The organism is Lysobacter sp. HA35 (genome assembly GCF_054061195.1).
The window spans coordinates 198,750-221,319 of record NZ_JBSSDY010000001.1 but is presented as its reverse complement, the minus strand read 5'-3'; the positions used below and the strand labels follow the sequence as shown (position 1 = coordinate 221,319).

Annotated in this window: 23 protein-coding genes and 1 pseudogene; 4 read left to right on the top strand and 20 right to left on the bottom strand. The window is 67.4% G+C overall.

Annotated elements, in window-relative coordinates; translation table 11 throughout:
- Window positions 1-83 precede the first annotated feature (83 nt).
- The 8 genes from hflX to rlmE form a co-directional block, all read right to left on the bottom strand.
- Window positions 84-1,388 (bottom strand): ribosome rescue GTPase HflX, encoded by a 1,305-nt coding sequence (hflX, locus tag ACVWZN_RS01195; RefSeq protein ID WP_456952273.1) that lies wholly within the window; start codon window positions 1,386-1,388, stop codon window positions 84-86.
- Window positions 1,389-1,412: 24 nt separating this feature from the next.
- Complete coding sequence (gene hfq / locus ACVWZN_RS01190) at window positions 1,413-1,688, bottom strand: RNA chaperone Hfq (protein ID WP_027082531.1); 276 nt, start codon at window positions 1,686-1,688, stop codon at window positions 1,413-1,415.
- Window positions 1,689-1,835: 147 nt separating this feature from the next.
- Entirely contained in the window at window positions 1,836-2,789 is a 954-nt protein-coding gene (gene miaA / locus ACVWZN_RS01185) for a tRNA (adenosine(37)-N6)-dimethylallyltransferase MiaA (RefSeq protein WP_456952272.1), read from the bottom strand.
- Between the two features lie 16 nt (window positions 2,790-2,805).
- Window positions 2,806-4,227: an amino acid permease gene (locus ACVWZN_RS01180; RefSeq protein ID WP_456952271.1), complete on the bottom strand. Its 1,422-nt coding sequence runs from the start codon at window positions 4,225-4,227 to the stop codon at window positions 2,806-2,808.
- A 326-nt stretch (window positions 4,228-4,553) separates the two neighbouring features.
- Complete coding sequence (gene folP / locus ACVWZN_RS01175; RefSeq protein ID WP_456952270.1) at window positions 4,554-5,453, bottom strand: dihydropteroate synthase; 900 nt, start codon at window positions 5,451-5,453, stop codon at window positions 4,554-4,556.
- The gene (locus tag ACVWZN_RS01170) at window positions 5,453-5,611 is read right to left on the bottom strand and encodes a hypothetical protein (protein WP_456952269.1); all 159 of its coding nucleotides are present in this window, start codon (window positions 5,609-5,611) and stop codon (window positions 5,453-5,455) included. Before ACVWZN_RS01170 ends, folP begins: the two co-directional genes overlap by 1 nt.
- Before the next feature lie 64 nt (window positions 5,612-5,675).
- Window positions 5,676-7,568: an ATP-dependent zinc metalloprotease FtsH gene (gene ftsH, locus ACVWZN_RS01165; protein WP_036142282.1), complete on the bottom strand. Its 1,893-nt coding sequence runs from the start codon at window positions 7,566-7,568 to the stop codon at window positions 5,676-5,678.
- A 159-nt stretch (window positions 7,569-7,727) separates the two neighbouring features.
- Entirely contained in the window at window positions 7,728-8,360 is a 633-nt protein-coding gene (rlmE, locus tag ACVWZN_RS01160) for a 23S rRNA (uridine(2552)-2'-O)-methyltransferase RlmE (protein ID WP_027082527.1), read from the bottom strand.
- 39 nt (window positions 8,361-8,399) lie between these two features.
- Between rlmE and yhbY the strand changes: the two genes are divergently transcribed.
- The gene (gene yhbY, locus ACVWZN_RS01155; RefSeq protein WP_051235413.1) at window positions 8,400-8,747 is read left to right on the top strand and encodes a ribosome assembly RNA-binding protein YhbY; all 348 of its coding nucleotides are present in this window, start codon (window positions 8,400-8,402) and stop codon (window positions 8,745-8,747) included.
- 49 nt (window positions 8,748-8,796) lie between these two features.
- Complete coding sequence (locus tag ACVWZN_RS01150) at window positions 8,797-9,171, top strand: Mth938-like domain-containing protein (RefSeq protein ID WP_456952268.1); 375 nt, start codon at window positions 8,797-8,799, stop codon at window positions 9,169-9,171.
- Window positions 9,172-9,207: 36 nt separating this feature from the next.
- Here ACVWZN_RS01150 and ACVWZN_RS01145 read toward each other — a convergent pair whose 3' ends face one another.
- Genes ACVWZN_RS01145 through surE form a run of 4 tightly spaced genes read right to left on the bottom strand, consistent with a single transcriptional unit; the run spans window position 9,208 to window position 12,080 of the window.
- A complete protein-coding gene (locus ACVWZN_RS01145; protein ID WP_456954675.1) occupies window positions 9,208-10,014 on the bottom strand; it encodes a peptidoglycan DD-metalloendopeptidase family protein in 807 nt (268 codons plus the stop codon).
- Window positions 9,993-10,607: a YqaA family protein gene (locus ACVWZN_RS01140; protein WP_456952267.1), complete on the bottom strand. Its 615-nt coding sequence runs from the start codon at window positions 10,605-10,607 to the stop codon at window positions 9,993-9,995. The genes ACVWZN_RS01145 and ACVWZN_RS01140 overlap by 22 nt, the downstream gene beginning before the upstream one ends.
- Window positions 10,608-10,620: 13 nt before the next feature.
- The gene (locus ACVWZN_RS01135; RefSeq protein WP_456954674.1) at window positions 10,621-11,298 is read right to left on the bottom strand and encodes a protein-L-isoaspartate(D-aspartate) O-methyltransferase; all 678 of its coding nucleotides are present in this window, start codon (window positions 11,296-11,298) and stop codon (window positions 10,621-10,623) included.
- Complete coding sequence (surE, locus tag ACVWZN_RS01130) at window positions 11,295-12,080, bottom strand: 5'/3'-nucleotidase SurE (RefSeq protein WP_456952266.1); 786 nt, start codon at window positions 12,078-12,080, stop codon at window positions 11,295-11,297. The genes ACVWZN_RS01135 and surE overlap by 4 nt, the downstream gene beginning before the upstream one ends.
- A 135-nt stretch (window positions 12,081-12,215) precedes the next feature.
- Here surE and ACVWZN_RS01125 point away from each other — a divergent pair, with 135 nt between their 5' ends.
- Window positions 12,216-12,764, top strand: a complete 549-nt coding sequence (locus ACVWZN_RS01125) for a Smr/MutS family protein (protein ID WP_456952265.1) — start codon at window positions 12,216-12,218, stop codon at window positions 12,762-12,764.
- 347 nt (window positions 12,765-13,111) lie between these two features.
- Here ACVWZN_RS01125 and truD read toward each other — a convergent pair whose 3' ends face one another.
- The 8 genes and pseudogenes from truD to ACVWZN_RS01085 form a co-directional block, all read right to left on the bottom strand.
- On the bottom strand, window positions 13,112-14,152 hold the full coding sequence (gene truD / locus ACVWZN_RS01120; protein ID WP_456952264.1) for a tRNA pseudouridine(13) synthase TruD: 1,041 nt from the start codon (window positions 14,150-14,152) through the stop codon (window positions 13,112-13,114).
- Window positions 14,149-14,631, bottom strand: coding sequence for a 2-C-methyl-D-erythritol 2,4-cyclodiphosphate synthase (gene ispF / locus ACVWZN_RS01115; protein ID WP_456952263.1), 483 nt, complete (start codon window positions 14,629-14,631; stop codon window positions 14,149-14,151). Before ispF ends, truD begins: the two co-directional genes overlap by 4 nt.
- Window positions 14,628-15,341: a 2-C-methyl-D-erythritol 4-phosphate cytidylyltransferase gene (gene ispD / locus ACVWZN_RS01110; protein WP_456952262.1), complete on the bottom strand. Its 714-nt coding sequence runs from the start codon at window positions 15,339-15,341 to the stop codon at window positions 14,628-14,630. The genes ispF and ispD overlap by 4 nt, the downstream gene beginning before the upstream one ends.
- Complete coding sequence (gene ftsB / locus ACVWZN_RS01105) at window positions 15,338-15,682, bottom strand: cell division protein FtsB (RefSeq protein ID WP_456952261.1); 345 nt, start codon at window positions 15,680-15,682, stop codon at window positions 15,338-15,340. The genes ispD and ftsB overlap by 4 nt, the downstream gene beginning before the upstream one ends.
- 3 nt (window positions 15,683-15,685) lie before the next feature.
- Window positions 15,686-16,972: a phosphopyruvate hydratase gene (gene eno, locus ACVWZN_RS01100; RefSeq protein WP_456952260.1), complete on the bottom strand. Its 1,287-nt coding sequence runs from the start codon at window positions 16,970-16,972 to the stop codon at window positions 15,686-15,688.
- 16 nt (window positions 16,973-16,988) lie between these two features.
- Window positions 16,989-17,823 (bottom strand): annotated as a pseudogene (gene kdsA / locus ACVWZN_RS01095) (3-deoxy-8-phosphooctulonate synthase).
- A 67-nt stretch (window positions 17,824-17,890) separates the two neighbouring features.
- Window positions 17,891-19,573: a CTP synthase gene (locus ACVWZN_RS01090; RefSeq protein WP_456952259.1), complete on the bottom strand. Its 1,683-nt coding sequence runs from the start codon at window positions 19,571-19,573 to the stop codon at window positions 17,891-17,893.
- A 128-nt stretch (window positions 19,574-19,701) separates the two neighbouring features.
- Window positions 19,702-20,400, bottom strand: coding sequence for a hypothetical protein (locus ACVWZN_RS01085; protein ID WP_456952258.1), 699 nt, complete (start codon window positions 20,398-20,400; stop codon window positions 19,702-19,704).
- 171 nt (window positions 20,401-20,571) lie between these two features.
- Between ACVWZN_RS01085 and parE the strand changes: the two genes are divergently transcribed.
- Entirely contained in the window at window positions 20,572-22,482 is a 1,911-nt protein-coding gene (parE, locus tag ACVWZN_RS01080) for a DNA topoisomerase IV subunit B (RefSeq protein WP_027082510.1), read from the top strand.
- The last annotated feature ends 88 nt before the right edge of the window (window positions 22,483-22,570 follow it).

Below are 22,570 nucleotides of genomic sequence, written 5' to 3'. Positions count from 1 at the left end.
CCGCGGGCGCGTCGATCGCGCCTTCGCGGGCGGCAACTGCCGGCGCGGGGATGTTCGGATTCTAGGTGGGGGGTCCGGCCGCCTCAACCAAGGGGCGAGGCGTCCGTCGGCGGCGGCAGCAGCGGCGCCAGCGGATGACCGCCCGCGCTGTCGGCGATTCGGCGCGCATCGACCTGCGGAAGGTCGACGTCCAGCGACCAGCCGTCGTCCTCGATGCGCTCGGCGCGGATCGCACCCAGTTCGTACAGGCGGCCACGAAGGCGCGCCGATGCGCTGGGCAGGTGGATGCGCCCGGTAACGCGTTCGAGCCCGAGCATCTGGCCGAGCGCTTCGCCCAGCAGGTCGAGGCCGGTACCGTCGCGCGCCGACAACCACACGCGCGGGCGTTCCTCGACGAAGCGGTCGTAACGCGGCGCCATGTCCTCGAGCCGGTCGATCTTGTTAAACACCAGCAGCTGCGGGATGTCGCTGGCGCCGATGTCCTTGAGCACGGCGTCGACCTGCGCGATGCGATCGGTGCGCAGCGGGTCGGCGGCGTCGATGACGTGCAGCAGAAGGTCGGCTTCGCGCGCTTCGGACAGCGTCGAGCGGAAGGCGGCGACGAGGTCGTGCGGCAGGTCGCGCACGAAGCCGACGGTGTCCGCCAGCACGACGCCGCCACCGGCGACATCGATGCGACGCACGGTCGGATCCAGCGTCGCGAACAGCTGGTCGGCGGCGTAGGCCTCCGCACCGGTCAATGAATTGAACAGCGTCGACTTGCCGGCGTTGGTGTAGCCGACCAGCGCGACGCGGGGCAGCTCGCCCTTGGTGCGCGCGCGGCGCATCTGCGTGCGCTGCACTTCGACCTTGTCGAGCTTCTTGGACAATTGTTCGAGCCGCTTCTGCAGCAGGCGGCGGTCGGTTTCCAGCTGCGTTTCACCCGGGCCGCGCAGGCCGATCGAACCACCGCGCTGGCGCTCCAGGTGCGTCCAGCCGCGCACGAGGCGCGTGGCCATGTGCCGCAGCTGCGCGAGTTCGACCTGCAACTTGCCTTCGTGGCTGCGCGCGCGCTGGGCGAAGATGTCAAGGATCAGCCCGGTGCGGTCGACCACGCGACGCTTGAGCAGCTTCTCGAGATTGCGTTCCTGGCCCGGCGACAACGAATGGTTGACGAGGATCAGGTCGGCGCCGCTGGCTTCCGCCGCGGCGAGCACTTCCTCGAGCTTGCCGCTGCCGATCAGCGTCGCCGCGTTCGGGCGATCGATGCGCGCGGTCAGCACCGTGGCGACGGTCGCCCCGGCCGACCGCGCGAGTTCCTGGAACTCCTCCAGCACCGCCTCGTCGAGCGGGCCGGCATGCGGCTGGATCAGCAGCGCGTTCTCGCCCCCGCGTGAGCGTTCAAACACTCCGCACCTCCAACCGCAGTTCGGTCATTCCGATACCGGCTCCGACGACACGTCGCCATCGCCCGGCTGCACGTAGCCGCCGCCCGGGCCCACGCGCACATTGCGGGCCGGCACCACGGTCGAAATGGCGTGCTTGTAGACCATCTGGCTCACGGTATTGCGCAGCAGCACCACGAACTGGTCGAAGGACTCGATGGTCCCCTGCAGCTTGATGCCGTTGACCAGGTACACCGACACCGGCACGCGCTCGCGGCGCAGTGCGTTCAGGAACGGGTCCTGGAGAGATTGCCCCTTCGACATTGCTGTTCCCCACCTTTTGCTCTTGTTGTTATTGGGCGGCCCGCTGATGCAGGCCGTGTCGCCGCGGTTGTCCCCACGGCAGCGACGGCCCGATGGTATCGCAAAGTGGCTGATTTCCCGTGGCGACGGCGTGGACGAACGCGACGATCAGCGCCGTTCGACGAAGTCCGTCACGAGTCGGTCGAGCCGGGCGCGGCCAGCCAGCGGGTCGCCCCACAGCGCGTCGAGCTCGCCGCGCAGCCAGGTGAGCTGCCGCTTCGCGAGCTGGCGCGTGGCGAAGACGCCGCGGTCGCGCAGCGTCGCCGCGTCGAACTGGCCGTCGAGGTGTTCCCAAGCCTGGCGATAGCCGACCGCGCGCATGGCCGGCAGGTCGAGCGGACGCGGGTGCGTGGCGAGTTCCGGCAAGGCGCGAAGGCGGCGGACTTCGTCGAGGAAGCCGGCGTCGAGCATGGCGTCGAAGCGACGCGCGATGCGGTCGTGCAGCACCTCGCGCGACGGCGGTGCGACAACGAGCTTCAGCACGCGACACGGAAAACGATGCGCGGGCCGTTCGCGGCGCCAGTCGGAAATCGTGCGGCCGCTGATGCGCCAGACCTCGAGCGCGCGCTGGATGCGCTGCGCGTCGGTCACGTGGATGCGCGACGCCGCTTCGGGGTCGACCGTCGCGAGTTCGGCGTGCAGCATCGCCCAGCCGCGCTCGGCGGCTTCGGTTTCGAGCGTCGCGCGGACGTCGGCATCGGCTTCCGGCATCGGCGCAAGGCCACGAAGCAGCGCGTGGAAGTACAGACCGGTGCCGCCCGCGAGGATCGGCAGCCGACCGCGCGCGAGGATGTCCTCGACGGCTGCGAGCGCATCCGTCGCGAACTCCGCCGCCGAATACGGCTGCCACGGCTCGCGCACGTCGACGAGGTGATGCGCGACGCCGCCGCGTTCCTCCGCAGTGGGTTTCGCCGCGCCGATGTCGAGCCCGCGATACACGAGCGCCGAATCGACGCTCACCACTTCGCCGCCCAACCGCTGCGCCCACTCGACCGCGAGCGCGGTCTTGCCCGACGCGGTCGGGCCCATCAATGCGATTGCGAGCGGGCGCGGGTCGGCCATCGACGACGTCGCGACGTCAGGCGTGTTCGCCGCGCGCCAGCACGCTGCCGCGTCGACCGAACAGCAGGTACACGACCACGCCGATCGCGTTCCAGATCAGGAACCAGTACTGCGTGCGATGCGGCAGGCTGTAGAACAGATACAGGCAGCCGAGGATCGCGACCGGCCCGACGAGCCACGCCGCCGGCGTGCGGAATACACGCGGGCGCTGCGGATCGCGGCGTCGCAACACCAGCAGGCAGGTCGCGACCGCGACGAACGCAGCGAGCGTGCCGGCATTCGCGAGCGCAGCGATCTCGTCCAGTCGCGCGATGCCCGCAAGCGCCGCGACGATCACCGCGGTGAACAACGTGATCGCAACTGGCGTGCCGGTGCGCGGATTGACCTTCGACAGCGCGCGCGGAAACAGACCGTCGCGCGACATGACGAAGAAGATGCGGCTCTGCCCGTAGAAGAACGCGAGCAGCACCGTCGGCAGCGCAACCACCGCCGCACCCGCGACGATCTTCGCCGCAGCGCCCTGCCCCAGTTCGCGCATGATCAGCGCCAGCGGCGCCGGGCTCTGCGCGAACACCGTGTAGTGCATCGCGCCGACTGCGGCCACCGCGACGAGCAGGTAGATCACGGTGCAGCCGATCATCGAACCGACGATGCCGATCGACAGGTCGCGTCCCGGATTCTTCGCTTCTTCCGCGGCCGTCGAGATGGCGTCGAAACCATAGAACGCGAAGAAGATGATCGCGGCCGCAGCCATCACGCCGCGTTCGACGCCATCCGGCCCCGCCGACTTCTCGAAGCCGTACGGCATGAATGGATGCAGGTTGCTCGCGTCGAAATGCGGCATCGCGATCGCGACGAACACGCCGAGCGCGACGACTTTCACCGCGACCAGGATAGCGTTGAGCGTCGCGCTTTCGCGCGTGCCGACCATCAGCAGGCCGGCGACGACGAACACGATCAGCACCGCCGGAAGATTCACGATGCCGCCCGCGTGCGGCCCGGCGATCAATGCCTGCGGCAGCGCGACGCCGAGCCCGCGCAGGAACTCGACGACGGAGCCGGACCACCCGACCGCCACCGCGCTTACCACCAGCGAGTACTCGAGGATCAGGCTCCAGCCGACGACCCAGGCGATGCTCTCGCCCAGCACCGCATAGCTGTACGTATAGGCGCTGCCGGCGGCCGGCATCATCGTCGCCATCTCGGCGTACGCGAGCGCGGCGCAGGCGCAGACCACGCCGGCGACCACGAACGACAGCAGCACCGCCGGGCCGGCGAGATTCGCCGCGACACCGACCAGCGTGTAGATGCCGGTGCCGACGATCGCGCCGATGCCGAGCGCGACCAGGTGCGGCCAGCTCAGCGTCCGGACGAGGCGACGCCCCTCCTCGTGCACGGTGATGCGATCGATGTCCTTGCGACGGAGCCAGGTCGACATGCATGCCTCGGGGCGGCGAACGATCGCCGAAGTGTGGAGCAAGCGCGACCGCGATGCGATGCGCCCGCCGCCGCGGTCAAAATTTCGCCATGGTGGGGCGCAGCCCCGACGCCATGCGGCTTCGCATGCTTATCCACAATCGACTCCCGCAGGTTATCCACAGCATGTGTGGGTAAGCGGCGTCGCGCCCGTTCGGCGCGATGTTGCGTGGTGCCGAAAGTCAATACGAAGAAGCGATCTCGTCGGTGTCGATGTCGCGCGCGGATGTCCGGCGCGGACAGTCGCTGCGCAGTCTCGCGACGTGCGTGGACGACGGGATCGTCGCCTCAATCCTCGTCCGGCCAGCGGATCGTCGGTGCCGCGCTACGTGCCTTCGGTCGTGGCTGCGAGTCCACCGCGCTCCACACCTTGATCGCATCGACGGTCGCAGCGACGTCATGCGTGCGCACGATGCGCGCGCCGTGTTGCACCGCGATCAGGTGCGCGGCGACGGAACCGAAAATTCGTTCCGCAGGTTTGTCGCGACCCGTGATGTCACCGATCGTGCGCTTGCGCGAGAGGCCGGCCAGCACCGGAACGCCGAGATCGGTGAAGCGGTCGAAATTCGCGAGCAGATGCAGGTTGTGATCGCGCATCTTGCCGAAGCCGAAGCCGGGATCGACGACGATGCGCTTCTTGTCGATGCCCGACATTTCCGCGGCGAAAATGCGTTCTGCGAGAAAACGATGCACGTCCGCGACGACGTCGTCATAGCGCGGATCGTCCTGCATCGAACGCGGCTCGCCGAGCATGTGCATCAGCACGACGGGCACGCCCAACGACGCCGCGGTATCGAGCGCGCCTTCGCGCCGCAATGCATACACGTCGTTGATCAAACCCGCGCCCGCGGCGACGGCCGCGCGCATCACCTCGGGCTTCGATGTGTCGACGCCGACGGGCACACCGGTCTCGCGCACGAGCCGTTCGATGACGGGCACGACGCGGCGGATCTCTTCGTCCGCATCCACTTCATCCGCACCGGGACGCGTCGATTCGCCGCCGATGTCGAGCAGGTCCGCGCCTTCGTCGACCAGCTTCCGCCCGTGCGCGACCGCGGCTTCGAGATCGAAATGCTGACCGCCATCCGAAAACGAATCCGGCGTGACGTTGACGATGCCCATCACGCGCGGCCGATCGAGCACGAGGCGACGGCCGCCGCAGTCGAGTGACGGCGCGATGTCGAACATCAGGGCTGGCCCCGGCGTGCCGCGATACGACTCAGCACCACACCGAACGCGACGCCGAGCGCCACGCCCATGGCGACCTGGTGCATCGCCACACCGATCCCCACGCCGACGGCGATACCAATGGCGAGAAAGGCGCCCATCCGACCCGACTGCTTCATGCGTCACCCAACAAAAAAGGCCAGAGCGGACTCTGGCCTTTTCGGGTGTCGCTGGCAACGCGGATCAGGTGCCGGTGGGCTGGGGGCCGCCGAGCGTGAGGCGCTTGGGCTCCTCGTTCGCCGGGCCGCCACGGCCCCACCCGGACGGCGGCGGTGGATCGCGGCCTTCCATGATTGCGTCGATCTGCGTCGCGTCGATGGTCTCGTACTCGAGCAGCGCCTTCGCCATCGCGTGCAGCTTGTCGACGTTGTCGGTGAGGATCTTCACCGAACGGGCGTAGGCATTGTCGAGGATGCCGCGCACCACTTCGTCGATCTTGCGAGCGGTCTCGTCGGACACGTTCTTGTGCTGCGTGACCGAGCGACCGAGGAACACCTCGTCCTCTTCCTCGCCGAACGTGATCGGGCCGAGTTCCGACAGGCCCCACTTGGTGACCATGTTGCGGGCCATCTTCGTCGCGCGCTCGATGTCGTTCGACGCACCAGTGGTGACCTTGCCCGCACCGAAGATCAGCTCTTCGGCGACGCGGCCGCCGTACAGCGAGCACAGCTGCGACTCGATGATCGTGCGGTTGTAGCTGTAGCGGTCGCCTTCGGGCAGGTACATGGTCACGCCGAGGGCGCGGCCGCGCGGAATGATCGTCACCTTGTAGACGGGATCGTGTTCCGGCACGAGGCGACCGACGATCGCGTGGCCCGCTTCGTGGTACGCGGTGTTGGTCTTTTCCTCGAGGCTCATCGCCATCGAGCGGCGCTCGGCGCCCATCAGGATCTTGTCGCGCGCCTTGTCGAAGTGCTCCATGTGCACCTGCTTGGCGTTGTCGCGCGCGGCGAACAGCGCGGCCTCGTTGCAGAGGTTCGCGAGGTCGGCGCCCGAGAAGCCCGGCGTGCCGCGTGCCACCACCATCGCGTCGACGTCGTCGCCGAGCGGCAGCTTCTTCATGTGCACTTTCAGAATCTGGTCGCGACCGCGCACGTCCGGCAGGCCGACCGTCACCTGACGGTCGAAACGGCCCGGGCGCAGCAGCGCGGGATCCAGCACGTCGGGACGATTCGTCGCGGCGATCACGATCACGCCTTCGCCGCCTTCGAAACCGTCCATCTCGACGAGCAGCTGGTTGAGCGTCTGCTCGCGTTCGTCATGACCGCCGCCGAGACCGGCGCCGCGATGACGACCGACCGCATCGATTTCGTCGATGAAGATGATGCAGGGCGCGTGCTTCTTCGCCTGGTCGAACATGTCGCGCACGCGGCTCGCGCCGACGCCGACGAACATCTCGACGAAGTCCGAACCGGAGATCGAGAAGAACGGCACCTTGGCTTCACCGGCAATGGCGCGTGCGAGTAGCGTCTTGCCGGTACCCGGCGGGCCGACCATCAGCACGCCGCGCGGAATCTTGCCGCCGAGCTTCTGGAAGCGCGTGGGATCGCGCAGGAACTCGACGAGTTCGCCGACTTCCTGCTTGGCCTCGTCGCAACCGGCGACGTCCGCCAGCGTGACCTTGACCTGGTCCTCGCCCTGCATCTTCGCGCGCGATTTACCGAAGCTCATCGCACCCTTGCTGCCGCCCTGCTGCATCTGCCGCATGACGAAAATCCACGCGCCGACGATCAGCAGGATGGGAAGGAAGTTGAGCAGGATCGCCCACATCGACGGGCCGTTCTGCGGCGGCTGCTGGGCGACGGACACGCGGTGGTGCAGCAGGTCGTACATCAGGCCGCTGTCTTCGGGCGCGTAGGTCACGAATTTCGTGCCGTCCTTGCGCTCGCCGGCGATCGTCGTGCGGTCCTCGGCGATCTGCACCTTCTGGACGCGGTCGGACTGCACCTGCTGGATGAACTGGTCGTAGGCCAGCGTTTCCGTCTGCGCGCTGCGCGGCCCGAAGGCCTGGAAGACCACCATCAATACGACGGCGACCACCACCCACAGCAAAAGATTCTTGGCCAAGTCGTTCATCTTCATACCTTGTGTGTCATTGAAGCACGCACATCCTGTACGCGCCTTCAAGCACGGATCACATCGGACCCGGATCGACAACGGCCGCTTGCTGCACCGCGATCGCATCGCCACGTTTCCGCGGCGCCTGCCTTCGGCCATTAACGGCCTCGAGCCACCTTACTTCATCTCCGATCGTCGACCCTGCGCGAGCGCATAGACCTCCGGCGACCGTTTGCGCGACGCTGCCGGCTTGCGGATCACGACCTTGTCGTAGCGCCGCCGCAGCTCCTTCACGTATTCGTCGAACCCCACGCCCTGGAACAGCTTGATCAGGAAGTTGCCGCCGACACGCAGGTGCCGGTCGGCGAAATCCATGGCGAGCTCCGCCAGGTGCATGGAACGCGGCAGATCCACCGCGTCCATACCGCTCATGTTGGGGGCCATGTCCGACAGCACAAGGTCTACCGGCAGTCCGTTGAGCGAGGCTTCGAGCCGGGCGAGGACTTCGTCTTCGCGGAAGTCGCCCAGCAGGAATTCGACGCCGGCCAGCGTGGGCATCTCGAGGATGTCGAGCGCGATCACGCGGCCCTTGTCGCCCATCGCCTGGCGGACCCACTGCGACCAGCCACCGGGCGCGGCGCCGAGGTCGACGACGACCATGCCGGGTTTGAGCAGGCGGTCACGCTCGACGAGCTCCTCGAGCTTGTACGCGGCACGCGAGCGCAGGCCCTCGGCCTTCGCTTTCTTCACGTACGGGTCGGAGAAATGTTCCTTGAGCCAGCGTTGGCTGGACTTGCTGCGCGTCGGCATCGTCGTGTGCACGCGCCGGAAAAGGCGGCGCAAGGCCGCATGATACCCTGCGCCTCCCCACGCTCCCGGTACCTCCGCTTGACCGCGCCCCGCCTTACGAATGCCCAGATCCGTTTTCTCCGCGGGCAGGCCCACGGCCTCAAGGCGATGTTGCAGGTCGGAGGCAAGGGCGTGACGCCCGCGGTCATCGCCGAAGTCGCGCAGGCGCTCGAGGACCACGAGCTGATCAAGGTGAAGGTCGCCGCCGAGGATCGCGAGGCGCGCGATGCATTGATCGACGCGCTCGCCGACAGCGCCGGCGCCGCACTGGTTCAGCGCATCGGCCATACCGCCGTGCTCTTCCGCCAGAGCCAGGAAAAGCGGCAGATCGTCCTTCCCCGCGCCTGACGCCGCCCCGACGGCGGCGCGTCGACACTCGTCGTAACGAGGAGCCGGCATGCAATTGACGCTCGAAACCCCTGAACACGCTTACGTGCTGCGCAGCGCCGACGGCAGCTCGGCGCTGGTCAACGACCGGCGCCTGACGACGAGCTTCGCCGTCTCGCCCGACACGCTGATCGAGGAATGGCCGGTGGTCGCGGTCGGGCTATTGACGCCTGAGCTGCTGGAACCGCTGCTCGCGCTGAAGCCGGACGTCATCGTGATCGGCAGCGGTGGCCGTCAGGCGTTCGCGCCGGCGGCGACGCAGGCCGCCTGCCTGCAGGCGGGCGTCGGCTTCGAAGTGATGGGGAACGATGCCGCGGCGCGCACCTACAGCGTGCTGGCGGGCGAAGGCCGGCGCGTCGTCGCGGGATTCATTCTGGGCAGCTGATTCGCGCTCGCGCCGACGTAGGCGCCGAACGATCGATCAGCGCGCCGGCAGGTACAGCAGCGGATCGACCGGCTTGCCGGTGTAGCGGATCTCGAAGTGCAGCATGTCGCGCGGTGCGCCGCTGTGGCCCATTTCGGCGATCGCGTCGCCCGCCTTCACCAGCTGACCTTCGTTCACCAGTCGACGCCGGTTGTGTCCGTACGCGGACAGCCATTGTTCGTTGTGCTTGATGATCACCAGCTCGCCATAACCGACCAGCCCGGCGCCGGAATACACGACGGTGCCATCCGCTGCAGCACGCACCGGTGCGCCTTCGCTGCCGCCGATGTCGACGCCCTGCTTCGTCGGCTCGCCGGGCACGAAGCGACCGACGAGCGATCCATCCGCCGGCCATTTCCATGCGAACCCGCTCGCAGGTGGCGCGACCACGACGGGCGGCGGCACCGGACGCGTGTCATGCACAACCGGCGGTGGCGTGGTCGGCGTATGTGCGGTCGTGCCGCGCGAGGGCGCTGGCGTTGGAACCGACGGCGCGCGGGTGCCGCCCGGATACAGGCGCAAACGCTGGCCTGGATAAATCGTGTACGGCGGCGGCAATGCATTCCACGACGCGAGGTCGAGCACGCTGATGCCGTTGCGCGTGGCGATCGAATAAAGCGTCTCGCCGCGCTGCACGATCGTGGTCCCGCCGGGCTTCCCCGTCGACACGTGCGGTGCACTCGACGTGCGCGACCCGGACGACTCGCGCACCACCGTGCTCGAGCAACCGGCGATCAGCGCAACAGCGCTCATCGCCATCAGGGAACGAATGCCAAGACGATTCATGCGCCGTGCGCCCTCCAGACCAGCACGCCGATGCCGACCGCGACGAGCACCATCGCCACCCAGCCGATCGGTTCGATGTAGCGACGCAGCGTCGCTTCCGCACGCTCGCCGCCTACGCGGATCACCGCGGCGACCAGGAACACGCGCTTGCCTCGCCCGATCGCCATCGCAAGGATGAATTGCAGCATCGGTACGCCGACGATGCCCGACGCCCAGGTGAAGATCTTCATCGGGATCGGCATGAAACCGCCCAGCACGAGGAACGTAAATACCGCCCACGGCGATTCGGCGACTTTCGCTTGCACCGTGTGGATGCCCGATTCGATCGCCGGAAGCATGCCCATCGCGGCGAACAACGGTTTGATCGCTTCGAACGCGTAATGACCCAGCGCGTAGCCGACGAGCGAGCCGAGCAGCGAGAACGCGAGGCTCAACCCCGCGTAGCGGAATGCGCGACGCGGCTCGGCGACGCACATCGGCGCCAGCATCACTTCGGGCATGACGGGAAAGATGATCGCCTCGAAGAAACTCAACGCTGCGAGGTAACGCACCGCATGTTTATGACGGGCCCATCCGATCGCGCGGTCGTACAGCGGGGCGAAAAGCTTCAAGCGGTTCTCCGTCTCAATCCACGATGCCCGACAGCAGCGGCACGAACACGACCGGCGCCAGCACCTGCTCGTCGAACGTGCCGTCTTCGCGCTGGCGGATACGCACCAGCGACTGCGCGTTCGCCGGGCCGACCGGCGCGATCAGCGTGCCGCCCGGAACCAGCTGCGCTTTCAACGCATCGACCAGCGCGGGTGCGCCAGCGGTCACGAGGATGGCATCGAACGGCGCGTTCTCGGGCCAGCCGATGCGACCGTCGTCATGCTTCGTTCGGACTGTCAGGCCGAGCTGGCGAAGGCGCTTGCGCGCGATGCGCAGCAGTTCGCCGATGCGCTCCACCGTGTGCACTTCGAGACCCAGCGCCGCGAGCACCGCAGCCTGATAGCCGGAACCGGTGCCGATCTCCAGCACCTTCTTCGGGTTCGTTTCGATGAGCGCTTCGGTCATCCGCGCGACGACCCATGGCTGCGAGATGGTCTGCCCGTGACCGATCGGCAGCGCGGTGTCCTCGTACGCACGCGTCGCAAGCACTTCGTCGACGAACAGGTGGCGCGGCACCGTGCGGATCGCATTGAGCACGCGTTCGTCGACGATGCCGTTCGCGCGCAGGCGTTCAACCAAGCGGTCACGCACGCGCTGCGAGGTGAGCCCGCTGCCCGTCGCCTCGGGTTTGAGATGCATGCGCACCGTCAGGACTCCGTCCGCAGGCGCAGCGTGTCGGCGAGACCACCCACCCAGCCGGCGACCTGCTCCAGCGCCTGGAAGCGCGTCAGGTCGACGTGGATCGGCGTGATCGAAACGCAGCCTCGGCGGATCGCATGGAAATCGGTGCCGGGGCCGGCGTCCTGCTCGGGGCCGGCGGCGCCGATCCAGTACCACTGGCGGCCGCGCGGATCGACCTGCGAGACGCAGGCTTCGGCGCGATGGCGGTTACCGAGGCGCCCGACTTCGAAGCCCGCGAGTTCGTCCCACGGCACGTCGGGCACGTTGACGTTAAGGATGGTGTCGGCAGGCAACGGATCCACCGCCAGACGCGCGACCAACTCGACCGCCGCACGGGCGGCTGTCTCGTAATGACGCCCGACGTGGTCGACGGTCGCCAGCGACACGGCGATCGCCGGCAACCCGAGGAAGCGGCCTTCCATCGCCGCGGCGACGGTGCCGGAATAGATGACGTCGTCGCCGAGGTTCGCGGTGTTGTTGATGCCTGACACCACGATGTCCGGCTCCTCGTCGAGCATGCCGGTCAGCGCGACGTGCACGCAGTCGGTCGGCGTGCCGAACACGCGGAACGTCTCGTTGTCCCGCTGCACCACGCGCACGGGCATGTCGAGGGTCAGGGAATTGCTCGCGCCGGAGCGGTCGCGGTCGGGCGCGACGGTGATGACGCTATGGCCGGCGGCGCGCAGGTGGTCCGCGAGGACGCGGATGCCCGGCGCGTCGACGCCGTCGTCGTTACTGACAAGAACTCGCATTCGGGGTCGTTGCGCCGGTGTGGAGGAACCGCCGGCGACGGCGGGCACTCATGATAGCCGAACGATCAGGGCGCCCATTCGCGCAATGAAGACGCTGTCGCAACGATGCGCACGCCGTCCCGTTACGCTGGCCGCATGGGCGACAACGATCCGCGCGACGAGGACCTCGAACTGTTCCGGCAGGCCGTGGGACCCGTGCGCCCGGTCGATGCCCAACCGCTGCCGCCCGCGGCACCGAAGCCGAAGCCGCGCGCGCGCATGGCCGAACGCGACGAAGCCGCGGCAGCGACCGAGTTCAGGTTGGCGTTGGACGAGCAGCTGCTGGGCGCGGGCGACGTGCTCAGTCATCGCACCGAGCGCCTGCCGCCGCACACCTTCCAGCGGCTCAAGCGCGGCGAGCTGTCCGCGCAGGAAGAGATCGACCTGCACGGCCTGGATGCGCGCCAGGCGCAGTCACTGCTGCGCGAATTCCTTGCGGATGCGCGGCGTCATGGCATCGGCTGCGTGCGCGTGATCCACGGCAAGGGCCGCGGTGCGGACGAACTCGACAGCAGCGGCGCGCCGGTGCTCAAGAATCTCGTCGACCGCGTGCTTAGACACCGCGCGGACGTGCTGGGCTTCCATTCCGCGCCGCCCGCACAAGGCGGGACGGGCGCGGTCGTGGTGTTGCTGGCGAAGCGTTAGCGCGGAGTCTTCGTAGCTGCGTGCTTCAGTGGCGGATTCACCCACTCCACATGGATCCCGCGTGCGACAGCCTGCTGATTGATCCGCGCGATGAACTCGCCGTCCTGCTGCCCCAGAACAGAGCTGGAGGCGCGCGGCGCTACATACGTGGTTGAAGACGAATCGTGCATGCTCGCGCAGCCAGTGGCAGCGCCTGCGAGGAGAACGACCAGGAATGCGGAACGCATTGCGGACATAAACCCTCCTTCGGACGTCGATCGACATCCGCCCCCATGGCGGGCGTCGACTTCCTTATACGCCCGCCACTGAATGCGTTTCGCGCGATTCGCGGGCCGTTCGACGAACGGTCAGTCCAGCCGCCCGGCCGTCGATCGCACGTCGCCCAACGCTTCCAGAACGCAGGTCGCATAAGCGCCCGGCGGCAGGCCGAACGTGAGCTCCAGTGACGTTTTATCCGGACGAAGCCACGTCAGCGCCGACGGCCGCAATCGCAACGCGCGACGTTCCTGCTCGAGCCCTGCCCGTTCGAGCCCGGCCTGCAGCGCCGGACCGTTGTCCACGGCCATGCAGGCTCCTTCCAGCTCCCGACAGTCGCCTGCGCTGCGCAATTCGCCGCGGCCCCACAGCGGCCCGGTCGGATGGATGTCGAACTCGGCGAGCCGCTGCGCGAGTGCGTCGTTGAATGGCTCGGGGCCGAACACGCTGCGGCGGCCGTCGAGCATCCATACCTCACCGTCGAGTGGAGTGTCCCAGCAGCCGCGACGAACGCGTTCTGCAAGCACGCGATTGAACAGCTCCGAACGCGCAGCCGACAGCAACAGGCTGCGTTCCTCGCGACGCACGCGACGCCCCGCGAACATCGCGAGCGCCTGCTCGACGTTGTCGCCGGCGCGACCGAAACGCTGCTCGCCGAAGTAGTTCGGTACGCCGCGTGCCGCGATCGCTTCGAGGCGCGCATCGATCGCCGCGGCATCGCCCTCGACATCGCGCAGGGTGATGACGAAACGATTGCCGGCGAGCGCACCGCGCGGCAGCTTGCGCGCGTGCCGCGTGGACGACAGGACGCGCAGGGAATCGTTTTCGAGCGTCGCGATGTCGGGCGATTCACGACCCGGCAGATGCACGGTGAAGCGCTGTCGCGTCACCGCGTGTCGATCCTTGAGGCCCGCATAGCCGATCGCGACGTCCTTGACGCCCGCCCACTCGGCGATGCGTCGCGCGGCGAACGCGGTGTTCATCCCGCGCTTCTCGATCTCGAGCAGTAGGTGCTCGCCCGTACCCGTCGGTTCGAAACCCGCGATCTCCTCGACGACGAAATCCTCCGGGCGCGCACGGAACGTGGCGGTCAGCACGGCATCGCCGTGCGCACGCGGCAGCGATGTCGTCATGCCAGCGACTCGAGCAGGCAGACCGCCATCGCAGCGATGCCTTCTTCGCGCCCGGCGAAGCCCAGTCGCTCGGTGGTGGTTGCCTTGACGCTGACCGCGTCAATGTCGACGCCGAGATCCTGCGCGATGCATGCGCGCATGGCCTGCGCATGCGGCCCGACTTTCGGGCGCTCCGCCATCACGGTGGCATCGATGTTGACGACGCGAAAGCCGCGGTCCGCAGCGAGCGCGACGCAGTGACGCACGAAAGTGCGGCTGTCGGCGTCACGCCATGTCGGATCGCTCGGCGGGAAATGGCGACCGATGTCGCCGAGCGCGAGCGCGCCGAGAATCGCGTCGCACAGCGCGTGCAGCACGACGTCGCCATCCGAGTGCGCCACGACCCCGTGCGAATGCGGAACACGCACGCCGCCGAGCATCACGTGGTCACCATCACCGAAGGCGTGCACGTCGAAACCCTGTCCGATACGGACCGTCATGCATTGACCTCGCTCGACCGGCGCGACAGCAGGAATTCGACGAGCGCAAGATCCGCGCGCGTCGTCACTTTGATGTTGTCCTCGCGTCCCTCGACCAGACGCGGCCGACAGCCCGCGAGTTCGAGCGCCATTGATTCATCCGTGACATTGACGCGTGCGGCGTGCGCCGCGACGAGGGCATCGCGCAATACGTGCAGGCGCGCCGCCTGTGGTGTGAACGCGCGCCACAACCGCTCGCGTGGCTCGGTTCCCGCGCTGCATCCGTGGCTGTCGGTGCGCTTCAGCGTATCGCGTACCGGGGCGGCGAGCAGCGCGCCGTCGTCGCTGTCGGACGCGGCGGTGATGAGACGCTCGAGATCCGCTGCGTCCAGGTTCGGACGCGCCGCGTCGTGCACGAGCACCAAGACACTGTCGTCGTAATCAAGGTGCGCCGCCAGCGCGTCCAGCGCCGCGAGCACGGACCCGGCGCGATCAGCACGTCCGGTGCAGGTCAGCACCGGCTTGCCGTGCAGCGAAGCCCAGCCCGGCCAGTGCGGGTCGTCTTCCGCGATCGCGGCCATCGCGCCTTCGACGCGCGGATGACGCAGCAATGCATCCAGCGCATGCGCGATCAGCGGCTTGCCCGCGACGTCGAGGTATTGCTTGGGAACCTCGCCACCGAAACGGCTGCCGGTGCCGGCGGCGGGCACGACGGCCCAGATGCGCGTCATGGCGTCGCGGGCGCGGCCGGCGCGTCGGCCGGCTTCTGCACGGGCCGCGTGTTCTCGACCACGCGATAGAACACTTCGCCGGGCTTGATCATGCCGAGCTCGCTGCGAGCGCGATCCTCGACCGCGGCCTCGCCCGACTTCAGGTCTTCGACTTCAGCGGCCAGCGCGGCATTGCGCTGCTGCAGACCGCCGTTGTCGTGTGCGAGCGCGTCGACCTGCAGCTGCAGCGTACCGACCGCTTCACGCCCGCCTTCACCGCGCCACAGCCGCACCTGCAGCACTGCCAGCAGCATCGCCAGCAGGCCGATCAGGATCAGCAGGCCGTAGCGCGTTCGCGCCATCGGTCAGCGCGCCAGCGAGACGAACGCGTCGCGGCCGGCGTAACGCGCGGCGCTGCCGAGCTGCTCTTCGATGCGCAGCAGCTGGTTGTACTTGGCGACGCGATCGCTGCGGCAGAGCGAGCCGGTCTTGATCTGCGTCGCCGTCGTCGCGACCGCGATGTCGGCGATCGTCGTGTCCTCGGTTTCGCCCGAACGGTGCGACACGATTGCCGCATAGCGGGCGGCATCCGCCATCGCGATGGCTTCCAGCGTTTCGGTCAGCGTGCCGATCTGGTTGACCTTGATCAGGATCGCGTTCGCGACGTTCTGGTCGATGCCTTCGCGGAAGATCTTCGGATTGGTGACGAACAGGTCGTCGCCGACCAGCTGCACCTTGTTGCCGACGCGCTCGGTGAGCAGCTTCCAGCCGGCCCAGTCGTGCTCGCCCATGCCATCTTCGATCGTGATGATCGGGTAGCGCTGCGTCCAGTCGGCGAGGAAGTCGACGAACTGCTCGCTGGTCAGGCGCTTGCCCTCGCCAGTGAGGTTGTACTTGCCGTTCTCGAAAAACTCGCTGGACGCGACGTCGAGACCGAGCAGCACATCCTCACCCGCGCGATAACCGGCCTTGCCGATCGCTTCGAGGATGGTTTCCAGCGCTTCCTCGTTGCTGCGAAGGTCCGGCGCGAAGCCGCCTTCGTCACCGACCGCCGTGCTCAGGCCACGACCCTTCAGCACACTCTTGAGCGCGTGGAAGATCTCGGTGCCGGCACGCAGCGCTTCGCGGAAGCTGTCGAAGCCGACCGGCAACACCATGAATTCCTGCAGGTCGACATTGTTGTCGGCATGCGCACCGCCGTTGATGATGTTCATCATCGGCACCGGCAGCGACACGTCGCGACCGTTCGCGAGGTGCTGCCACAGCGGCATCTTCTTCGACGCCGCGACCACGTGCGCATTCGCCATCGAAACGCCGAGCAGCGCGTTCGCGCCAAGACGTCCCTTGTTGTCGGTGCCGTCGAGATCGATCAGTCGACGATCGAGGCCGGCCTGGTCGTTCGCGTCGAAACCGACAAGCGCCTGCGCGATTGTCGTGTTGACGTTCGCAACCGCGTGCGTGACGCCCTTGCCGAGGTAGCGCGTCTTGTCGCCGTCGCGCAGCTCCACGGCTTCCTTCGTGCCGGTGGACGCGCCCGACGGCACCATCGCGCGGCCGAAGCTGCCGTCGGCGAGCGTGACTTCCGCTTCGAGCGTGGGATTGCCGCGGCTGTCGAGGATTTCGCGGGCGTGGATCTTGGCGATCGTGGTCATCGTTGGAACGTCGTCCTTAGACAGTGGATTCGAGGAAGCCGTTGCGCTTGGTCACTTCGTCGAGCGCCTTCAGCGTTTCGAGAAGCGCGCGCATCTTCGGCAGCGGCCAAGCGTTCGGGCCGTCGGACAACGCCTTCGACGGATCGGGATGCGTTTCCATGAAGATGCCGTCGATGCCGACTGCGATCGCCGCGCGCGCAAGCACCGGCACGTGCTGGCGCTGGCCGCCACTCGACGAGCCCTGCCCACCCGGCAGCTGCACCGAATGCGTCGCGTCGAACACGACCGGGCAACCGGTTTCGCGCATCACCGCGAGCGAGCGCATGTCGCTCACGAGGTTGTTTGTAACCGAAGCTCGCGCCGCGCTCGCAGACCATGATGTCGTTGTTGCCGGTCGACTTCGCTTTCTCGACGACCGGCTTCATGTCCCACGGTGCGAGGAACTGGCCCTTCTTGATGTTGACCGGCTTGCCGGCGCTGCAGACCTTGGTGATGAAGTCGGTCTGGCGCACGAGGAAGGCCGGCGTCTGCAGCACGTCGACCACGCTCGCGACTTCGTCGATCGGCGTGTACTCGTGCACGTCGGTCAATACCGGCAGGCCGAGCTGGCGCTTCACTTCCGACAGCACCTTCAAACCTTCCTCGACGCCCGGACCACGAAAGCCGTTGAGCGAGGTGCGATTCGCCTTGTCGAAGCTCGACTTGAAGATGAAGGGAATGCCGAGTTCGGTCGTGATTTCCTTGAGCTTGCCGGCGGTCTCCATCTGGAGCTCCATCGACTCGATCACGCAGGGGCCGGCGATCAGGAAGAACGGCTTGTCGAGGCCGACCTCGAATCCGCAGAGTTTCATGGGGTACTCCAAAGCGAGGCGACGCGCGGTTCGCGCATCACTCGAGACGACGAAGGCGCAGCACGCATCAGTTGCGCACTTCCTTCAGCAATCGACCACCCGCCTGCGCCTTGTGTTCGCGCGCGGCACGGATGAAGCCGATGAAAAGCGGATGTCCGTCGCGCGGGGTCGACAGGAATTCGGGATGCGCCTGGCAGGCGAGGAACCACGGATGCGCGTCGCGCTTGAGTTCGACCATCTCGACGAGTAGGTCGTCCATCGATTTGCCGGACACGACGAGACCCGCGTCCTCGAGCTGCGTGCGGTAGCGGTTGTTGAACTCGTAGCGATGTCGATGGCGTTCGCCGACGACGTCGCGGCCGTAGGTTTCGCGCGCGAGCGTGCCGGGCTTGAGGCGCTGGTCCTGCAGCCCCAGGCGCATGGTGCCGCCGAGGTCGCTGGCTTCGCTGCGACGCTCGACGTCGCCCGTCTGCGTGCGCCATTCGGTGATCAGGCCGATGACCGGATGCGGCGTCGCCTTGTCGTTCTCGGTGCTGTTCGCGCCGTCGAGGCCACAGACATTGCGCGCGTAGTCGACCACCGCGGCCTGCATGCCGTAGCAGATGCCGAAGTACGGAATGCCATGTTCGCGTGCGAACTTCGACGTCGCAACCTTGCCTTCGAAACCGCGATCACCGAAGCCGCCGGGCACGAGGATGCCGTCGACGCCATCGAGCGCGGACACGCCCTGCTTCTCGACATCGCTAGATTCGAGCCACTTCAAGTTGACGCGCGTGCGTTGGCGCAGGCCGCCGTGCTTGAGGGCTTCGGCGACGGACTTGTATGCGTCCTGATGATCGACGTACTTGCCAACCACGCCGATCGTGACTTCGTCGACCGGATGTTCGCTGGCATCCAGCACCGCATCCCATTCCGACAGATCGGCCGGACCGGCCTGCAGGCCGAGGCGACGGATGACGATGTCGTCCAGGCCCTGCTCGTGGAAGAAGCGCGGCAGCTTGTAGATGTTGTCGAGGTCGACGGCCGAGATCACCGCGCGCTCGGGCACGTTGGTGAACAGCGCGATCTTGCGACGATCGGAATCCGGCAGCGGTTGTTCGCTGCGGCAGAGCAGGATGTCGGGCTGGATACCGATCGAGCGCAGTTCCTTGACGGAGTGCTGCGTCGGCTTGGTCTTTAGCTCGCCGGCCGCCGCGATCCACGGCACCAGCGTGAGGTGCATGAACAACGTGGATTCGGGGCCGCGCTCGCTGCGCAGCTGGCGGATCGCCTCGAGGAACGGCAGCGATTCGATGTCACCTACCGTGCCGCCGACTTCCACCATGCCGATGTCGTAGCCGTCGGTGGCGTCGACGATGCAGCGCTTGATCTCGTCGGTGATGTGCGGAATGACCTGCACGGTGCCGCCGAGGTAGTCGCCGCGCCGTTCCTTGCGGATCACCGACTCGTAGATGCGGCCGGTGGTGATCGAGTTCTTGCGCGACAGCCGCGTGCGGACGTAACGCTCGTAATGGCCGAGGTCGAGGTCGGTTTCGGCGCCGTCGTCGGTGACGTACACCTCGCCGTGCTGGAACGGGCTCATGGTGCCCGGATCGACGTTGATGTACGGATCGAGCTTCATCATCGTGACGCGCAGGCCGCGCGATTCGAGGATGGCCGCGAGCGATGCCGCCGCGATGCCCTTGCCGAGCGAGGACACCACGCCGCCGGTGACGAACACGAGCGGCGTTACATGGCTTGCGGAAGTCATGGGCGTGGGGTGCGCTGGAAAGTCGTAGTTTACAGGCGTGACGCGCGTCCCGCGAATCGACCTGCGCGCCATGCACAAAAGAAGCGCCCCGGACTAGCCGGGGCGCTGGTTGGATCAGCCGCGAACGATTACTTGCGCTTGTGCGCGTCGCGCTTGGCCTTGCGCGCATCCGCCTCGGCCTTCGCATCGGCCTTGGCGTCGGCGCTGACCTGCGCGTCGTCCGTCATCTGGCCGGTGCCGGCGAGCGCGTCGTCGGTCGCCGTGGTGGCGGTCGAGGTCGCCGTCTTGCCGGCGGTGACGGCCGAGTGCGTTGCGGCGTTGGCGTTGCCGGAGACGGCGTTGACGGCATTGGTCGCGGCGTTGGTGGCGCCGGCGACCGGCAGCGCCGGCGCGGTCGCGCCGGCGGTCGCACCGGTCGAACCCGTGGCGGACGTGCCCGCGGTCGAGGCGGCGACGTTGCCCGACACCGAACCCGACGAGTCGACGCCCGAGGTGCCGGCGGTCACGCTGCCATCGACGCCGGCGCCGGTGGTCGCGTTGATCGGCGCATGCGCCGCGTCGCTGACGGCCGGGCCGACCTTGTCACCCGCCTTGCGGGCGGTGGTCTTCGCGGTGTGGACCGCGCTGCTGCGCGCCTTGCCGGCGGGGAGCGTGGTGGAGTCGGTCACCGAACCGGTGACGCCACCCGTCGCGGAGCCGGTGGTGGTCGGGACGGTCGGCGTCGTGACCGGGGTTGCCGGGACGGACACCGGCGGCACCGACACCTGCGCGAATGCGGGGATGGCCATCGTGGCCAGGATCGAAAGGGCGAGGATTCGCTTCTTCATGGAGCCTCCATAAGGGAAACCGGGACGGCTCGGGGGAGTGCCGTCATCCGGCCCGCGACCCTACTGGCGGCCTACGTGGGCCGCTCGTGAAAACGGCGCTAAGGCCGCGTTCGGTCGTTCAGGATTCAGCCGTCCAAGCCTCTGCGACGCGCTCTGTTAGCATTTCGACTAATGAACAAGCGATATAACGCCGCCGACATCGAGGTGCTCTCCGGGCTGGACCCGGTCAAGCGCCGCCCGGGCATGTACACGGACACCGCCCGCCCCAACCACTTGGCGCAGGAGGTCATCGACAACTCCGTCGACGAGGCCCTCGGCGGCCATGCGCGGACCATCGAGGTCACGCTGCACAGCGACGGCTCCGCATCGGTCTCCGATGACGGCCGCGGCATGCCGGTCGACATCCATCCTGAAGAGAAGATTCCGGGCGTCGAGCTGATCCTCACCCGCCTGCACGCCGGCGGTAAGTTCAGCGGCAACAACTACACGTTCTCCGGCGGCCTGCACGGCGTCGGCGTCAGCGTGGTCAACGCGCTGAGCACCAAGGTCGACGTGCGCATCAAGCGCGACGGCAACGAATACCGGATGACGTTCAAGGACGGCTTCCGCGATTCGCCGCTCGAAGTGATCGGCACGGTCGGCAAGAAGAACACCGGAACGCGCGTGCACTTCTGGCCTGACGCGAGCTACTTCGACACCGCGAAGTTCAACATCCGCGCGCTGCGTCATCTGCTGCGCGCGAAAGCCGTGCTCTGCCCGGGCCTGACCGTTCGCCTGTTCGACGAAGCGACCGGCGAGCGCGACGAGTGGTACTTCGAGAACGGCCTGCGCGATTACCTGAAGGGCGAACTCGGCGAACGCGAACTGCTGCCGCCGAATCTGTTCTCGGGTTCGTTGTCGAAGGAAACCGAAGTGGTCGACTGGGCCGCTGCCTGGGTGCCGGAAGGCGAACTGGTGCAAGAGAGCTACGTCAACCTGATCCCGACCGCGCAGCACGGCACGCACGTCAACGGGCTGCGTACCGGCTTCACCGACGCGCTGCGCGAGTTCTGCGACTTCCGAAACCTGTTGCCGCGCGGCGTGAAGCTGGCGCCGGAAGACGTGTGGGACCGCGTCGCGTTCGTGCTGTCCATCAAGATGACGGACCCGCAGTTTTCAGGCCAGACCAAGGAACGGTTGTCGTCGCGACAGGCCGCGGGCTTCGTCGAATCCGCCGCGCACGATGCGTTCTCGCTGTGGCTCAACCAGCACGTCGAACTAGGCACGCGCATCGCGCAGCTCGCGATCGAACGCGCTGCGGCGCGCCTGAAGACCGAGAAGATTGTTCTGCGCAAGAAGGTGACGCAGGGTCCGGCGCTGCCCGGCAAGCTCGCCGACTGTGCATCGCAGGATCTTTCGCGCACGGAACTCTTTCTTGTCGAAGGCGATTCGGCAGGCGGCAGCGCGCGTCAGGCACGCGAGAAAGACTTCCAGGCCATCCTTCCGCTGCGCGGCAAGATCCTCAACACGTGGGAGGTCGCGTCGAGCGGCGTGCTCGCGTCGCAGGAAGTGCACGACCTCGCCGTCGCCATCGGTTGCGATCCGGGCAAGGACGATCTCGCGGGCCTGCGCTACGGCAAGGTCGTGATCCTCGCCGACGCCGACTCCGACGGCCTGCACATCGCGACGCTGCTCGCAGCACTGTTCCTCAAGCATTTCCCGTCGCTCGTCGCTGCCGGTCATGTTTTCGTGGCGATGCCGCCGCTGTTCCGCGTCGACGTGGGCAAGCAGGTGTTCTATGCGCTCGACGAAGAAGAGAAGCGCATCCTCATCGATCGCATCGAGCGTGATCGCGCGGCCAAGAAGAAGGGCACGCCAACGGGCGCCATCTCCGTCACCCGCTTCAAGGGCCTCGGCGAGATGAATCCGGAGCAGCTGCGCGAGTCCACCATGCATCCCGATACGCGCCGCCTGGTGCAGCTCACCGTGGATGACCAGGACGCCACCTCGGCGCTGATGGACATGCTGCTCGCGAAGAAGCGTGCCTCCGATCGGAAAGCGTGGCTGGAGAGCAAGGGCGACCTGGCGACGCTCGAGGTCTGACGTCATCGGCAACTCGGCGTTCAAGGCCCGCTTCGGCGGGCCTTCCTTTTGCGCCCCTGCTGAATCGCCTCGCCAGCAAACGGCAAAC

Bases quoted from the DNA above. Each gene is read 5' to 3' on its own strand.
- hfq (WP_027082531.1), bottom strand. From the start codon at position 1,688: ATGTCGAAGGGGCAATCTCTCCAGGACCCGTTCCTGAACGCACTGCGC.
- miaA (WP_456952272.1), bottom strand. From the start codon at position 2,789: ATGGCCGACCCGCGCCCGCTCGCAATCGCATTGATGGGCCCGACCGCG.
- ACVWZN_RS01180 (WP_456952271.1), bottom strand. From the start codon at position 4,227: ATGTCGACCTGGCTCCGTCGCAAGGACATCGATCGCATCACCGTGCAC.
- folP (WP_456952270.1), bottom strand. From the start codon at position 5,453: ATGTTCGACATCGCGCCGTCACTCGACTGCGGCGGCCGTCGCCTCGTG.
- ACVWZN_RS01170 (WP_456952269.1), bottom strand. From the start codon at position 5,611: ATGAAGCAGTCGGGTCGGATGGGCGCCTTTCTCGCCATTGGTATCGCC.
- ftsH (WP_036142282.1), bottom strand. From the start codon at position 7,568: ATGAACGACTTGGCCAAGAATCTTTTGCTGTGGGTGGTGGTCGCCGTC.
- rlmE (WP_027082527.1), bottom strand. From the start codon at position 8,360: ATGCCGACGCGCAGCAAGTCCAGCCAACGCTGGCTCAAGGAACATTTC.
- yhbY (WP_051235413.1), top strand. From the start codon at position 8,400: ATGATACCCTGCGCCTCCCCACGCTCCCGGTACCTCCGCTTGACCGCG.
- ACVWZN_RS01150 (WP_456952268.1), top strand. From the start codon at position 8,797: ATGCAATTGACGCTCGAAACCCCTGAACACGCTTACGTGCTGCGCAGC.
- surE (WP_456952266.1), bottom strand. From the start codon at position 12,080: ATGCGAGTTCTTGTCAGTAACGACGACGGCGTCGACGCGCCGGGCATC.
- ACVWZN_RS01125 (WP_456952265.1), top strand. From the start codon at position 12,216: ATGGGCGACAACGATCCGCGCGACGAGGACCTCGAACTGTTCCGGCAG.
- truD (WP_456952264.1), bottom strand. From the start codon at position 14,152: ATGACGACATCGCTGCCGCGTGCGCACGGCGATGCCGTGCTGACCGCC.
- ispF (WP_456952263.1), bottom strand. From the start codon at position 14,631: ATGACGGTCCGTATCGGACAGGGTTTCGACGTGCACGCCTTCGGTGAT.
- ispD (WP_456952262.1), bottom strand. From the start codon at position 15,341: ATGACGCGCATCTGGGCCGTCGTGCCCGCCGCCGGCACCGGCAGCCGT.
- ftsB (WP_456952261.1), bottom strand. From the start codon at position 15,682: ATGGCGCGAACGCGCTACGGCCTGCTGATCCTGATCGGCCTGCTGGCG.
- eno (WP_456952260.1), bottom strand. From the start codon at position 16,972: ATGACCACGATCGCCAAGATCCACGCCCGCGAAATCCTCGACAGCCGC.
- ACVWZN_RS01090 (WP_456952259.1), bottom strand. From the start codon at position 19,573: ATGACTTCCGCAAGCCATGTAACGCCGCTCGTGTTCGTCACCGGCGGC.
- ACVWZN_RS01085 (WP_456952258.1), bottom strand. From the start codon at position 20,400: ATGAAGAAGCGAATCCTCGCCCTTTCGATCCTGGCCACGATGGCCATC.
- parE (WP_027082510.1), top strand. From the start codon at position 20,572: ATGAACAAGCGATATAACGCCGCCGACATCGAGGTGCTCTCCGGGCTG.